The sequence below is a fragment of the Phaeospirillum tilakii genome (assembly GCF_042683125.1).
GTDB lineage: Bacteria > Pseudomonadota > Alphaproteobacteria > Rhodospirillales > Magnetospirillaceae > Phaeospirillum > Phaeospirillum tilakii.
In genome coordinates this window covers 128,344-142,009 of record NZ_JBHUIY010000001.1, presented here as the reverse complement: position 1 = coordinate 142,009, position 13,666 = coordinate 128,344, and the positions used below count along the sequence as shown (strand labels likewise).

At 68.5% G+C, this 13,666-nt stretch carries 12 protein-coding genes; 4 read left to right on the top strand and 8 right to left on the bottom strand.

The window, feature by feature from the left end; genetic code table 11:
• Positions 1–356: 356 nt before the first annotated feature.
• The 4 genes from ACFSNB_RS00630 to phaR are packed head-to-tail and all read right to left on the bottom strand — an operon-like array spanning position 357 to position 4,424.
• Complete coding sequence (locus ACFSNB_RS00630; protein WP_377313496.1) at positions 357–1,214, bottom strand: ABC transporter permease; 858 nt, start codon at positions 1,212–1,214, stop codon at positions 357–359.
• Positions 1,211–2,161, bottom strand: coding sequence for an ABC transporter permease (locus tag ACFSNB_RS00625; protein ID WP_377313494.1), 951 nt, complete (start codon positions 2,159–2,161; stop codon positions 1,211–1,213). Before ACFSNB_RS00625 ends, ACFSNB_RS00630 begins: the two co-directional genes overlap by 4 nt.
• Positions 2,158–3,855: a peptide ABC transporter substrate-binding protein gene (locus ACFSNB_RS00620; RefSeq protein WP_377313492.1), complete on the bottom strand. Its 1,698-nt coding sequence runs from the start codon at positions 3,853–3,855 to the stop codon at positions 2,158–2,160. Before ACFSNB_RS00620 ends, ACFSNB_RS00625 begins: the two co-directional genes overlap by 4 nt.
• 26 nt (positions 3,856–3,881) lie before the next feature.
• The gene (phaR, locus tag ACFSNB_RS00615; RefSeq protein ID WP_377313490.1) at positions 3,882–4,424 is read right to left on the bottom strand and encodes a polyhydroxyalkanoate synthesis repressor PhaR; all 543 of its coding nucleotides are present in this window, start codon (positions 4,422–4,424) and stop codon (positions 3,882–3,884) included.
• A gap of 313 nt (positions 4,425–4,737) precedes the next feature.
• On the opposite strand from phaR, the gene ACFSNB_RS00610 reads away from it, so the two are divergent.
• Positions 4,738–6,255 carry a hypothetical protein gene (locus ACFSNB_RS00610; protein WP_377313488.1) on the top strand — a complete coding sequence of 506 codons (1,518 nt, stop codon included), beginning with the start codon at positions 4,738–4,740 and terminating at the stop codon, positions 6,253–6,255.
• A gap of 43 nt (positions 6,256–6,298) precedes the next feature.
• On the opposite strand, the gene ACFSNB_RS00605 is transcribed toward ACFSNB_RS00610, so the two are convergent.
• Both ACFSNB_RS00605 and ACFSNB_RS00600 read right to left on the bottom strand, forming a co-directional pair.
• On the bottom strand, positions 6,299–7,111 hold the full coding sequence (locus tag ACFSNB_RS00605; protein WP_377313486.1) for an ABC transporter permease: 813 nt from the start codon (positions 7,109–7,111) through the stop codon (positions 6,299–6,301).
• Between the two features lie 106 nt (positions 7,112–7,217).
• Entirely contained in the window at positions 7,218–8,168 is a 951-nt protein-coding gene (locus ACFSNB_RS00600) for an ABC transporter ATP-binding protein (protein WP_377313484.1), read from the bottom strand.
• Positions 8,169–8,425: 257 nt separating this feature from the next.
• On the opposite strand from ACFSNB_RS00600, the gene ACFSNB_RS00595 reads away from it, so the two are divergent.
• From ACFSNB_RS00595 to ACFSNB_RS00585, 3 genes are all read left to right on the top strand, one after another.
• A complete protein-coding gene (locus ACFSNB_RS00595; protein WP_377313482.1) occupies positions 8,426–9,604 on the top strand; it encodes an amidase in 1,179 nt (392 codons plus the stop codon).
• 336 nt (positions 9,605–9,940) lie between these two features.
• On the top strand, positions 9,941–10,513 hold the full coding sequence (locus ACFSNB_RS00590) for a LabA-like NYN domain-containing protein (protein WP_377313480.1): 573 nt from the start codon (positions 9,941–9,943) through the stop codon (positions 10,511–10,513).
• Entirely contained in the window at positions 10,503–11,138 is a 636-nt protein-coding gene (locus tag ACFSNB_RS00585) for a uracil-DNA glycosylase (protein WP_377313478.1), read from the top strand. Before ACFSNB_RS00590 ends, ACFSNB_RS00585 begins: the two co-directional genes overlap by 11 nt.
• Positions 11,139–11,304: 166 nt before the next feature.
• Here ACFSNB_RS00585 and ACFSNB_RS00580 read toward each other — a convergent pair whose 3' ends face one another.
• Both ACFSNB_RS00580 and trpE read right to left on the bottom strand, forming a co-directional pair.
• Positions 11,305–12,027, bottom strand: a complete 723-nt coding sequence (locus ACFSNB_RS00580; protein WP_377313476.1) for a hypothetical protein — start codon at positions 12,025–12,027, stop codon at positions 11,305–11,307.
• Positions 12,028–12,155: 128 nt separating this feature from the next.
• On the bottom strand, positions 12,156–13,664 hold the full coding sequence (trpE, locus tag ACFSNB_RS00575; RefSeq protein ID WP_377313474.1) for an anthranilate synthase component I: 1,509 nt from the start codon (positions 13,662–13,664) through the stop codon (positions 12,156–12,158).
• Positions 13,665–13,666: the final 2 nt, after the last annotated feature.

The window sequence follows — 13,666 nt, the reverse complement described above, 5'->3', positions numbered from 1 at the left end:
GGCCCTGAACGGAGTCGATCACATCAGGCGATACGGTGACACACCGGCTGTCCGGGGACGAAGTGTCGGCAACCATAGACCAATCCTGCCGCCCTGTCTGCCCGAACGTTGGGCGGGACCCAACATTGTGCCCGGTTCGGTGGCAGGCGGGACCCGCCCCCGCCGCCCGCCCTGCCCTGTTCTTGGGCAGAGGGCACATTCGGAGGCAAGCCATTGTTTATAAAAATCTTTCCGTCGAAACCTGCGCCAGCGGATCAGCCGCGACCAGCCCCACCCGTTCGGCGCGTTCAAGGATAGTTCTTTTGAATTCAACAACTTGACCACCTATCCCCGGTTTCACGGGAAACCGGTCGCGCTCAGGCGGCGGCGGCGAGACGGCGCTGGAGACCTTCGCCCAGCAGGGTGGCGGCCAGCACGGTGAGGGCGATGGCGAGGCCGGGCCACAGCGCCAGCAGCGGCGTGGTCCACACCAGATCCATCGCCCCGGTCAGCATCGCCCCCCACGAGGCCAGCGGCGGCCGGATGCCGAGGCCGAGAAAGGACAGCGCGCTTTCGACCAGGATCACCTGACCGATCGACAGGGTGGTCGCCACCACCACCGGCGAGGCGACCTCGGGCAAAACATGGCGCAGCATCACCCGCCCCGGCCCGGCCCCCAGCGCCAGCGCGGCGCGGACATGGTCGCGGGCGGCGGCGGACAGGGTGGCGGCGCGCACCAACCGGGCGACCCCGGTCCAGCCGGCCAGGGCGATGATCACCGCCAGCCAGCCGATCGTCGCCACCGGCGACCCGGTCAGGCCCGGCGCCAGCCCGAGCCGGGCCGGATCGATCGCCGCCAGCACGATCAGCAGCGGCAGCAGCGGCAGCGCCATCACCGCGTCGGTCAGCCGCATCAGCACCGCATCGACCACGCCGCGGCGAAAGCCGGCCAGCAGCCCGACCAGGGTGCCGAGCAGCGCCGCCAGGGTCGCGGTCAGCGCCGCCACCAGCAGCGACACCCGCCCGCCCTGGGCCAGCCGGGCGGCGAGGTCGCGGCCGAGTTCGTCGGTGCCGAGCCAATGCGCCGCCGAGGGGGAGGCGAGGCGGTGGGCGAGATCGATCGCCGCCGGATCGGGCAGCAGCGCCGGCCCGGCCAGGGTCGCCAGCAGCAACAGCGCCAGCAGGCCGGCGCCGGCCCGGGTGGCGGGATCGAGCGGGGGGCGGGGCCGGCTCATCGCCGCCGCATCCGGGGGTCGAGCCGGGCATAGGCCAGATCGGCCAGCACCGACCCGGCCAGGGTGGTGGCGGTGGCCAGCAGCAGCCCCGACAGGGCGAGGTTGAAATCGTTGCCCATCACCGCATCGTAGATCAGCCGCCCCATCCCCGGCCAGGCGAACACCGTCTCGGTCACCAGCGCCCCCGACAGCAGCCCGCCGATCTCCAGCGCCACCAGCGTCACCACCGGCAGCAGGGCGTTGCGCAATTGATGGACCAGCAGCACCCGCCATGGCCCGCAGCCCTTGGCCCGGGCGGTGCGCAGATAATCCCGCCCGGCCTCCAGCAGCAAAGCGGCGCGGAGATGGCGCAGCAACGGCCCGACCCCGGCCAGGGCCAGCGCGGTGGCGGGCAGGACCAGGTGGCGCAGCCGGTCGCCCACCCCGCCGTCGAGCGCGCCGAGCCCGCCGGCCGGCAGCCAGCCCAGCGTCACCGCGAACAAGGCGGCCAGCATCAGCCCCGACCAGAACACCGGCACCGACACCGAGCCGAGCGCCAGCAGGGTGGCGGCGCCGTCGAGCAGGCCGCCCGGGCGGCGGGCGGCGAGGATGCCGAGCGGCAGCGCCACCGCCAGCGACAGGGTCAGCGCCGCCCCCATCAATTGCAGGGTGTGGCCGAGCGCCGGCAGCAGCGCCGCCGCCACCGGCAGGCCGTAGAGGCGGGAATAGCCGAACTCGCCCTGCACCGCCTGGGCCAGCCAGCGCAGCCAGCGCTCGCCCCACGGCCGGTCGAGCCCGTACAGCGCCTTCAGCCGCGCCGCGTCATCGGCGGTGAGGCGGGGATCGCCGGCGATCATCAGATCGATCGGATCACCCGGCATCAGCCCCATCAAGGCGTGGATCAGCAGCGACATCGCCAGCAGCACCAGCAGCGACTGGCCGAGGCGGAGCAGGATCGCCCGGCTCATCGCCACCGCCAGTCCTCGACCCACAGGGACGAGGGATCCTGATGGCCGGTCGGGGTCAGCCCCGTCATCCCCTTGGGCAGGATGAAGGCGTTGGCGCGGAAATAAAGCGGCAGCACCGGCAGATCGGCGGCATAGCGCCGTTGCAGCGCCGACCACAGCGCCCGGCGGCGGAGCGGATCGAGTTCGACCTCGATCGCCTCGATCAGCCGGTCGGTCTCGGCATCGGCGTAGCCGGGATAATTCTGGCCGGCCCAGCCATTGGCGGCGGTGGGAATCATGCCGGAATGCAGGGTCGAGCGCGGCACGCTTTCGGGCGAGGAGAACCAGGCGAACATCGCCATCCCCGGAAAACGGCGGTGGGTCACGGTGTCGCCGAACATCACCCGGGGCGGCTCGACCCGCAGCCGGAGGGTGATGCCGAGATCGCGCCATTGCGCCTGGATCACCTGGGCGACCAGTTCGCGGCTGTGGTCGCCGGCGGTGGTGAGCAGATCGAGCGTCAGCGGCCGTCCCCCGCCATCGCGGCGCAGCCCGTCCCCGCCCCGGCGCCAGCCGGCCTGATCAAGCAGCGCGGCGGCCAGGGCCGGATCGAATGGCTGGGCCGGCACCGCCGGATCGAACGCGGCGCGGTCGGACGGCGGCACCAGGGTGGCGGCGACCGGCTGGCGGCCATCGAACAGCGCCTCGGTCAGTTGCCCGCGATCGAGCCCGGCCAGCAGCGCCCGCCGCACCCGGGGATCGGCCAGCACCGGATTGGCGAGGTTGAGGTCGAGATGCTCGTAGGCCAGACCGGGCTGGGTCAGCACGGTGAAGCGGTCGCCGGCCCGCTTCTCCAGCGCCAGCGCCTGCGGCAGCGACAGGCCCAGCTCGCCGGCGATCATGTCGATCCCGCCCGACAGCAGGTTGGCCTCCAGCGCGGCGCCGTTCTCGACCGCGCGGATCAGGATGCGGTCGAACTGCGGCGCCGGACCGGCCCAATATTCGTTACGCACCAGCAGGATGTGGCTGCCCGGCTCGACCAGGGCGACGCGGTAGGGACCGTCATACAGGCCGGGATTGGCCGGGTCGCGGTCATAGGCGGTGTGGGCGCGGTATTCCTCGGGCGCCGCCTCGAACCGGGCCCGCTCGATGTGGGCCGGCAGCGGCCGCAGATCGCCCAGCGCGGCGTAATCGAAGGTGACCCGGTCGAAATGCAGGGTGAAATGGCGCGGATCCGTCACCTCGATCCGGGTGATGCGGCGGAACAGCTCGCCCTCGGCGATGCCGGAGCGGGGGTGGCGGCCGACCTCCCAGCTGAACACCACGTCGTCGGCGCTGACCGGGGTGCCGTCGCCCCAGCGCAGCCCGTCGCGCAAGGCGAGGCTGACCGCGATCCCCTGCCCGCCTCCGGGCAGCGGCTCCAGCCGGGCCAGCCCGTTCTCCAGCGTCGGCACCCGCTCGCACAGCAGGCAGACCAGCGACCAGGACGGATCATAGGCGGTCAGCGGCCGCTGGACGAAGGCCAGGACGTAGCTCTTGGCCAGCATCGAATCCAGCAGCGGGTTGAGGGTGGCCGGGAACTGCGACAGGCCGATGGTCAACGTCCGGTGCGGCGCGGGCGGCTCCGCCGCCACGCCCGGGGCGGCCGGCGCCAGCCCCAGCATCAGCGCGGCCAGACCGGCGAACAGGCCCGAACGGCCCCACCGCGCCCGCATCGCCGCCGCTCCGGCCGGCGGGGGGCTCAGGCGGCGCCCGGCCCGGGGGATTCGGACGCCTTGTCGGCCGGCTTGGCCGCCGCCTCGGCGCCGGCGGGCGGGAAGAACGACGAGAACATCTTGAAGGCGGATTCGACGAACGCCTTGTTCTGCTTGGTCATTTCCTCGAAGGCATTGAACGGGAACAGGCTGCCGCCGATGGCGTTGCGCATGTAGTCGCGCATCTGCTCCTCGTTCTTGGCGAAGGTCTGCATGCTGTATTCGAGGTAGCGCGGCACCAGCCCGCCGAGGGAATCGCCATAGAAGCCGATCAACTGGCGCAGGAAGCTGATCGGCAGCAGGTTCTGGCCGTTCTTGCCTTCCTCCTCGACGATGATCTGGGTCAGCACCGACCGGGTGATGTCCTCGCCGGTCTTGGCATCGTAAACCACGAAATCCTGGTCTTCCTTGACCATCCGACAAAGGTGGTCGAGCGTGACATAGCTGCTGGTCGCGGTGTTGTAGAGCCGACGATTGGCGTATTTCTTGATCGTGACGGGCGCCTTGGCGGCGGTCTGGGTCTCCGGCATCGCGGGATCATCTCGACGTGTCTGGGCGGGGCTTCATTGCCCCACGGGTTGTTTCAGCCTAACAGATCGTCCCGCCCCGCGTCGAGCGGCCCCGGTCGCGATGACGTGGGCTCCGCCCACACCCGCCAAGGGCCGCAAGGCCCTTGGAACCCATTCCCTTGGCGCCTTCCGGCCCGACCGCCGGGCGTTTTTCCATCAACAATGGTTGTGTTCCAGCGCCGATTGACAGCTAAGTGTATTGAGCCAATCGTTTCCATGCACCTTGACCGCGCCGACACCCGGTCGCGGACCATTCCTGCCATGGAGAACGAGCGTGACGGCGACCGAAGACCCCGACCCCCGACCTGTTCTGTTTCGGCACAGCCTGGAGCAAGACGGCTTCGCCGTGCGTGCCGGCTCGTCCAGCACGCCCGACCCGTTCGCGCTGGTCCGGCGCCACAAGATGGATTCGGCCGGCGGCAACAATGCCGGCCAACCCTACAAGATCCTGCGCGTCCCCTGCCCTCGGGCCGAACAACACGACATCGACAAGGATTTCGGCCTGTTTCACCTCCGCGCCGACGAGGCGGTGATCTATCTCGGCCGGACGCCGCCACGCTGTGACTATTTCAGCTTCACCCCCTATGTCTGGGTGCGTCATGAAGACAGTCTGGCGCCGAAGGGCGATTGGGTGTTCGCTGCGACCGGCGATCCGCTGAACCTGAGCCGGATCGGGACCGAGGGAAGCGACGGCCCGTTCGCCGCCAACACGCTGGTGATTTTCGCCGCCGACCAGGGGCTGGCGGACCGCATCATCGCGGCCGCCCGGAACGCGAGGTACCCGGACGAGATGATCAATGTCGTCGTCATCCCGTCCGAACTGGTCCGGATGGCCGGGGTCACCCCGGGGGAAATCGGCGATTCCCTGACGATCCTGGTCCGTAACGCCAATTTCGCCGAGGGCGACGACCGGAAAGAGAAAATCGAGGACGGGTGGGTCAAACATCACTACCTCCACACCGACGATTATGCCCATGTGTGGCGGGTCACGCCGTCCACGCCCCTCACCCCGTTAAAGCCCTATGAGACCCCGGCACCGCGCCAGCGCCGGGACCAGCCCGAGGAAAGCCGGGTGCCCGGCCTGACCGCCGGACTCGACCGGCTGCAACAGGCGATCCTCGACGCGATCCCCCACGTCGAGGCCCGGGTGTACGGCTCGATCCGCTGGTTCCTCGATTCGCGGGAGGTGCTGAGCGAGACCAACCGCGCCTCGCCCACCTTCCACCAATTCGTCGCCGGCGAGGGCTCCGACACCCCCTATCTGCGCACCGCGCTCGACGGGGCGCCCGCCAATTTCACCCTGGCCGAGGACGAGATCGCGGTGGTGTTCGGCGTCAACCACGCCGCCACCGGACTGGCCACCTATTCCAATTTCGGGGTCTATGGCGACTGGATCCTGGGGCGCGATCCCGAATGCGGGCCGTTCCTGTTCGGCGACGGCACCAATCCGGTGTGGAACGGCGTCGCCGGCGCCAACAGCCACAGCTTCACCGGCACCGCGGCGCCCTATCTGGGCGAAAACGACCCGATGGCGCCCTATCTCTACGCGGTCAAGGCACTGCGCAACGCCCCGACCGACGCGCCGGAGGGGAGTTTCGTCACCGTCCCCAGCCGCGATCTCCCGGAAGAACTGGCCGATCAGATCAAGGGAAGCCCGATCCGGTCCATCCCGCTCGACCAGCCGATGATGATCGGCTACCGGGCCTACCTCAATCCACGGACCAAGGCCGGCCCCGCTTACGAAGACCTGATCCCCGACCGGGTGGTGTGGCTCAAGCTGCCGCCCGCGTGACAGAACCGGCGGCGGGAGGGGGCTTTTCCCCTCCCCCGTCGCGTCAACCCCGCTCGGGCACCACCCGCTCCGGCGCCAGCCCGGTCTCGGTGCGGTTGACCCGCACCAGCGCCAGCGCCAGCCCGCCCGCCGCCCAGGCCACCGACACCGCCAGCGACAGCAGGTAATGGCCGTCGCGCAGCAACTGCGAGGCCTCGGTGTAGAACGGCGCGCGGATGATCACCAGGGCGTGGCTGACCGGATTGGCCAGCATCACCGCCTTCATCACCACCGGCACGGTGTCGAGCGGGAACAGTGCGCCCGACAGCATCCACAGCGGCATCAGGAACACCATCATCACCGCGTGGAACGCGGCGGTCGAGCGCATCCCCCAGGCCAGCAGGAAGCCGAGCGTCGAGAAGCCGATCCCGGCCAGCACCAGCCCCCCCAGCACCAGCCCGAGGCTGGCCGGATTGACCACCAGCCCGAGCACCGGCGCGGCGATCAGGAAGATCAGGGTTTGCAGCAGCGCGATCGCGGTCGCCCCGGCGACCTTGCCGAGCACGATCGCCAGCCGGGACACCGGCGCCACCAGCACCCCCTGCAGGAAGCCGGCGTCGCGGTCCTCGATCACGGTGATGGTCGAGAACACCGCCGAGAACAGCATCAGCATCAGCATCACGCCTGGATAGAAATATTCCAGGTAGCTGACCGTCTCCATCCCCGGGGGGTGGAACGAGCCGCCGAAGCCGAAGCCGAGAAACAGCCAGAACAGCAGCGGCTGCGCCACGGTGCCGATGACCCGCTGCGGCTGGCGGAAGAACCGCACCATCTCGCGGCGGGCCAGCGACAGGGAAACGCGGGCAAGGGTACTCATCATGGATCCTTGTCGGGGTCGGAGGGGGGGGACGATCAGGCGGACCCGGGCAGCCTGGACGACATCAGGGGGAGCAGATGCGAACCCGCCGGGCGGGACGGAAGCTTCATTCCGTCCCCCGCTCGCCGGGCGCCTTGCCGGTAATACGGACGAACACGTCGTCGAGTCCGGGCTGCTTGATCGCGATCGCGCGCAGGTCGGACCGGTAACCGTCGAGGATGCGTTCGAGAATCGGCAGACTCTTGCCGTTTTCGGTCTCGGCCAGCCGCACCTCGTCGCCGACCACCGCGGTGCGCAGATCCAGGTCGCGCTCGAGCCGGGCCGCCAAGGCGACGGCGTCGCGAGCCTGGATCACCACCATCTCGGTTCCGATCATAGCCCGGAGCGCCTGGGGAGTGTCATAGGCCAGCAGTCTACCTTCGCGCAAAATCGCCACCCGATCGACCTCCTCGGCCTCCGAAAAGACATGGCTGGTCATCAGCACGGTCAGGCCCCGGCGCCGCTGCAACGCGCGCAGCGCACCAAGGAAGTTGCGCCGCGACACCGGATCGAGCCCGGTGGTCGGCTCGTCGAGCAGGATCACCCGGGGCTCGGTCATCAGCACCTTGGCCAGTTCGACCTGGCGGGCGAGACCGCCCGACAGGGTTTCCACCCGGCTGTCCAACCGTCCGCCGAGGTCGGTCCAGCCGAGGGCCTGATCGCGCCGGGCCGGAAAGACGTCGGCGCCGATGCCGTACAGATCGGCCTGAATCGCCAGATTCTCGGCCACGGTCAGATGCTTGTCGAGCGCCGGGCTCTGGAACACCACGCCCAGCACCCCGCGCACCGCCGCCGGCTCGCGCGCGAGGTCGAAGCCGGCGATCCGCACCGAGCCGCCGCTCGGCCGGGCCAGCCCGCACAGGATGCGGAACAGGGTCGATTTTCCGCTGCCGTTCGGCCCGGACAGGATGGCGAACTCGCCCTCGCCCACGTCGAGCGAGAGGTCGGCCACCGCGACCCGGGCGGCGGTCTTGCGACTGCCGGGATAGACATGTGTCAGGTTACGGATAGTGATCATCGGCCGTGCGGCCCCTTTCCCCCCGATGGAAAGCGGCACTGTTCCATAAGGATGGGGAGGCGGTAAAGCCCGGCCGGTGTCGCCGACCCGGCTTTTTTCAGCGGTTTGGCCGATCGGCGCCGCCACCGCCGCCGCCCCGCGCCGCCGTTCCCCGCCCCGGCCCCGGCCGCCCCGCCATTCCGCTGGACCGCGGGCGGGCTTTACGGCTATCGTTCCGGTTGATTGCGTTGGTTTTTTTCGGGGACAAGGGGGCCGCCGTGCACGATCCGTACAATGCCTTCACCCTCGGCGGCGACGTCTATATCGACGGGACCGGCGACGGACCGCTGGCCGGGCTGACGTTCGCCGCCAAGGACGTGTTCGACATCGCCGGCTATGTCACCGGCGCCGGCAACCCCGACTGGCGGCGGCTGGCCGAGCCGGCCCGCGCCACCGCCTGGGCGGTGACCCGCCTGCTCGAATCCGGCGCCCGGCTGGTCGGCAAGACCCACACCGACGAGCTGACCCGCGGCATCTTCGGCGACAATTCCCATTACGGCACCCCGGAAAACCCGCGCGCCCCCGGCCATGTCCCCGGCGGCTCGTCGAGCGGCTCGGCGGTGGCGGTGGCCGGCGGCCTCGCCAACCTCGCGCTGGGCACCGACACCGCCGGCTCGACCCGGGTGCCGGCCTCGTTCTGTGGGGTGTGGGGGCTGCGCCCGACCCTCGGCGCGATTCCGATGGAGGGGGTGATCGGCCAGTCCGGCACCTTCGACACCGTCGGCCTGCTGGCCGACAGCGCCGACCATCTGGCGCGGATGGGCGAGGTGCTGCTGCGCAAGAAGCCGCCGACCCAGCGGCCCGACCGCGCCGTGGTGCTGGAGGACGCGCTCGAAGCCTCCGATCCGGCGGTGGCCGACGCGATCGAGGCGGCGCTGCCGCTGATCGCCGACGCCGTCGCCCCGGTCAAGCGCGGCACCCATTTTTCCCAGGTGCCGCTGGCCGAATGGGTCGAGCCGCAGAACGCGATTCAGGGCCACGAGGCGTGGGAAACCTTCGGCGACTGGATCAACCGCTCCAATCCCCGCTTCGGCTTCGAGGTGGCCGACAATCTGCTGCGCGGCGCCCGGGTCAGCAAGACCAGCCTGTCCGCCGCCCGGGGCTTCCGCCTGCGGGCGCGGCGCTGGGTGCAGGAGGCGCTCGACGGCCACGCCGTGCTGGTGCTGCCGACCACCCCGGTCACCGCGCCGCCGGTCCATTCGCCCCGCTCGGTGATGTGGGAGATCCGCTCGCGCATCATCAGCCTGACCAGCATCGCGGCGATGGCCGGCGTGCCGCAGATCAGCCTGCCGCTGTGTCAGGTCGAGGGTCGGCCGCTCGGCCTGTCGCTGATCGGGCCGCGCGGCGGCGACGGATTGCTGCTCGCCGCCGCCCGCCGCATCGCCGCCGCGCTCTGACCCCCGCCGGCCAAGGGCTTCCCCCCGGCCGCCGCGCCGGGGGGAGGAAAAATCAGGTCGAGACCCGAAGAGACTGCAACCCTGGCGGGACCTTTCCCTCTCCCGTCGATCATAAAGTATCGGGCGCTGTTTGATCTTCCCCATCGAATTTGCATTAAAACCTTAAAATTAGAAAACAAACTTCGCGAGATTCTCTGATCTGGATATTTTTCGGGACGGACAACTTGGCGCCTCCACATTCTCTTGCGAAGACGCCATTCCCTCCTTAACTTATGTCGATCGGGGTGGCATTACGGCGCCTGGCCCGCTCACGCCTTCATCAAGAGAGAAAAACCGATGCAATTCTATGCAGCCGAGAGAATCGGTCTGTTCATCGATGGCTCCAATCTATATTCGGCGGCACGGGCGCTGGGCTTTGACATAGACTACAAGAAGCTGCTGACCCTCTTCGCCAAGGAATGTCGCCTTATTCGCGCATTTTACTACACCGCTCTTATGGACGAGCAGGAATATTCGCCCATTCGCCCCCTGATCGACTGGCTGGATTATAACGGGTTTACCATGGTGACCAAGCCGGTCAAGGAATTCGTCGATCCGACCGGCCGGCGCAAGATCAAGGGCAACATGGACATCGAACTGGCGATCGACGTGATGGAGATGGCGCCGCATCTCGACCATGTCGTGCTGTTCTCCGGCGACGGCGATTTCCGCCGGCTGGTCGAGGCGGTCCAGCGCAAGGGGGTGCGGGTGACGGTGGTCAGCACCATCCGCTCCCAGCCGCCGATGGTCGCCGACGAACTGCGCCGTCAGGCCGACGTGTTCGTCGAACTCGAGTCCCTGCGCGACAAGATCGCCCGCGCGGTACAGGTCCCCCGGGTCGATGAGCGTGGCCTTTACGATGGCGAATGAGCCGGCCGCCCCCGGCCGCGACTGCCCGCTCTGTCCCCGGCTGGCGGCGTTCCTCGCCGCCAGCCGGACCGAGCATCCCGACTGGCACAACGCCCCGGTGCCATCGTTCGGATCGCTCGCGGCGCGCTTCCTGGTGGTCGGGCTCGCCCCCGGCCTGAAGGGCGCCAACCGCACCGGCCGCCCCTTCACCGGCGACCATGCCGGCACCCTGCTCTACCCCACCCTGGCCGCCTTCGGCCTCGCCCGGGGCGATTACGATGCCCGGCCCGACGACGGCTTCACCCTGACCGATTGCCGGATCAGCAACGCCGCCCGCTGCGTGCCGCCGGCCAACAAGCCGCTGCCAGCCGAATTGGCCGCCTGCCGCCCGTTTCTCGCCGCCGAGATCGCGGCGATGCCCAACCTGCGCGGCCTGCTGGCCCTTGGCCACCACGCCCACGACCAGATCCTCGCCGTACTCGGGCTCAGAAAGGCGCTGTACAAGTTCGGACACGGGGCGCGGCACGCTTTGCCGGACGGCAGGGTGCTGGTCGATTCCTACCATTGCTCCCGTTACAACACCAACACCGGGCGGTTGACCCCCGCGATGTTCGAGGCGGCGGTGCGGACCCTGGTCGCCGCGTAATACCGCCCGGCCGGGCCGGTGGAAAAACGCGCTTCGCGGCGGGTTGCCACCCGCGCCCGCGCGGAAGCGCAGCTTCCGCACCTTCAGTTTTTCTTCAAAAGAATCAAATGGCTGGAGGTCGGGGCGGCAGCCCGGAAATCGCGGCCGGGATAAGACCGGACGCGACTCAGGATCCGGCGGTAAAACGGAGACTGCGCCCCCGCTGCCCCAGCGCCTCGCGCAACTGCATCGGCGAGACCTCGAACAACTTCACCGAAAGAACCGGATTCCTCGCGTACAGCGACCAGAACAATTTAAGGTGGATCCGATGACGATCGCGCAGAACGATCTCAAAAAAATGCGCCTTCGAGTGTTTTATTTCCTCGATCCGAGTCACCAAGGACCAGGGGATGATTTTTTTGGAGACATAGGAAATGGAGATGCCGGTGCCATCCAGCCGCACCACCGGCGCCAGACACATCTGGATCCGGATAATAAAGAATATCACCAGCACGACACCCAGGTATAAGAACGCCCAAAAAACCAGCACATTGAAGACATCTTTTGGAATAAAAAGTAAATAAAAATTCCGGACCTCCATCCCCTTCATGGTAAAAATTATAAAATATACAATAAATAAAACCTTTTTCCCACAGTGACGCCAATAGGAAAATACCGTCAGCGACACCAGGACACCCGCCGTAATTTTCTCGGGAAGATGGTCGGCCTGCGGATTCCATTGCCGGATCACCACCCAGCCGAAAAGCAGCACCAGAAAAGTGAGGACGGTGGCGGCGAGAACCGAGACGAGGATCCACAAATCGCCGTCCTGAACACGGCCGTAAATCGGATCCTGGATTCTTGCCGGCGGGGAAGAGGAGACCTCCTCCGATCGGATTGAAACGGTCACCTTTCCTCCCGCCTTGCGTTCATGAGAGGGAAGATAGCCGGATCCCCGGCGGGTTCCAAGGGCCCACGGCCCTTGGCGGGGGCGGGCGGAGCCCGCGCCAGGCGGGCAACGCCCGCCCGCCCCTCGGCTCAGACGTAATCGTAAGCGTCGGCCGCCGCGCGCACCAGCGCCCGGGCCTTGTTGAGACATTCGGCGTGCTCGGTCTCGGGCACCGAATCCGCGACGATGCCGGCGCCGGCCTGGACCACCATCTGCCCGTCCTTGATCAGGGTGGTGCGGAGCGCGATGCAGGTGTCCATGTTGCCGTTGCCGTCGAAATAGCCGATCGCCCCGGCATAGAACGAGCGCCGCTCGCTCTCCAGTTCGTCGATGATCTCCATCGCCCGGATCTTCGGCGCGCCGGAGGTGGTGCCGGCCGGGAAGCCGGCCATCAGCGCGTCCATCGCGTCGCAATCGCCGCGCAGCTTGCCCTCGACGTTGGAGACGATGTGCATCACGTGGGAATAATACTCGACCACCATCTTGCGGGTGACGGTGACGCTGCCGATCTCGGCGACGCGGCCGACATCGTTGCGGCCGAGGTCGAGCAGCATCAGATGCTCGGCCAGTTCCTTGGGATCGGCCAGCAGATCCTCGACCAGCGCCTCGTCCTCGGCCGGGGTGGCCCCGCGCGGCCGGGTGCCGGCGATCGGGCGGATGGTGACCTTGCCGTCGCGCAGCCGCACCAGGATCTCCGGGCTGGAGCCGACGATCTGGAAGCCGCCGAAATCGAGGAAGAACAGGAACGGGCTGGGATTGAGCCGGCGCAGCGAGCGATAGAGCGAGAACGGCGGCAGGGTGAACGGCACGGTCAGACGCTGCGACAGCACCACCTGGAAGATGTCGCCGGCGGCGATGTATTCCTTGGCCTTGGTGACCATCTCGCCATAACGCTCGGGGCTGATGCTGGGCACCGGCACCGGACGGTGCTCCTCGCGCGGGCCGACGGCGAAGCGGCGCGGCAGCGGCCGCTCCAGCCCCTCGACCACCGCGTTGAGCCGCTCGTTGGCGAGGTCCCACGCCGCCTGGGCATCGAGCCCGGAGCGCGGCCACACCGGGGCGACGATGGTCAGGCTGCCATTGACGTTGTCGAACACCGCGGTGACGGTCGGACGCAGGAAGATCCCGTCCGGCACGCCGATGGTGTCGGGATTGTCGTCGGGCAGACGCTCGGCCAGCCGCACCGTGTCGTAGCTGAGATAGCCGACCAGCCCGGCCGACATCGGCGGCAGGCCGTTGGGGATGTCGATCCGGCTTTCCGCCACCAGGGCGCGCAGGCTGTCGAGCGCGCCGGAAGCCTCGGCCACCGGACAGGGGGCGAAGGCGTCGCGGTCGGAGCGGGCGTTGCGGTTGATCCAGGCGCGGTTGCCGACACAGCGCCAGATCAGGTCCGGTTTCATGCCGAGGATCGAATAGCGGCCGCGCACCGCGCCGCCCTCGACCGATTCGAGCAGGAAGGCGTTGGGCTGGCCGTTGGCGAGCTTGAGGAAGGCGGAAACCGGGGTTTCGAGATCGGCGACCAAGACCCGCCACACCACCTGCGGCCGACCGGAAGTGTAGGCGTCAGCGAAGGCGGTAAAGTCGGGCTTGGTCGTCATGA

Excerpts from the sequence above, each read along its gene's own strand:
- ACFSNB_RS00630 (WP_377313496.1), bottom strand. The coding sequence starts at position 1,214 with ATGAGCCGGCCCCGCCCCCCGCTCGATCCCGCCACCCGGGCCGGCGCC.
- ACFSNB_RS00625 (WP_377313494.1), bottom strand. The coding sequence starts at position 2,161 with ATGAGCCGGGCGATCCTGCTCCGCCTCGGCCAGTCGCTGCTGGTGCTG.
- ACFSNB_RS00620 (WP_377313492.1), bottom strand. The coding sequence starts at position 3,855 with ATGCGGGCGCGGTGGGGCCGTTCGGGCCTGTTCGCCGGTCTGGCCGCG.
- trpE (WP_377313474.1), bottom strand. The coding sequence starts at position 13,664 with ATGACGACCAAGCCCGACTTTACCGCCTTCGCTGACGCCTACACTTCC.
- ACFSNB_RS00605 (WP_377313486.1), bottom strand. The coding sequence starts at position 7,111 with ATGAGTACCCTTGCCCGCGTTTCCCTGTCGCTGGCCCGCCGCGAGATG.
- phaR (WP_377313490.1), bottom strand. The coding sequence starts at position 4,424 with ATGCCGGAGACCCAGACCGCCGCCAAGGCGCCCGTCACGATCAAGAAA.
- ACFSNB_RS00590 (WP_377313480.1), top strand. The coding sequence starts at position 9,941 with ATGCAATTCTATGCAGCCGAGAGAATCGGTCTGTTCATCGATGGCTCC.
- ACFSNB_RS00600 (WP_377313484.1), bottom strand. The coding sequence starts at position 8,168 with ATGATCACTATCCGTAACCTGACACATGTCTATCCCGGCAGTCGCAAG.
- ACFSNB_RS00585 (WP_377313478.1), top strand. The coding sequence starts at position 10,503 with ATGGCGAATGAGCCGGCCGCCCCCGGCCGCGACTGCCCGCTCTGTCCC.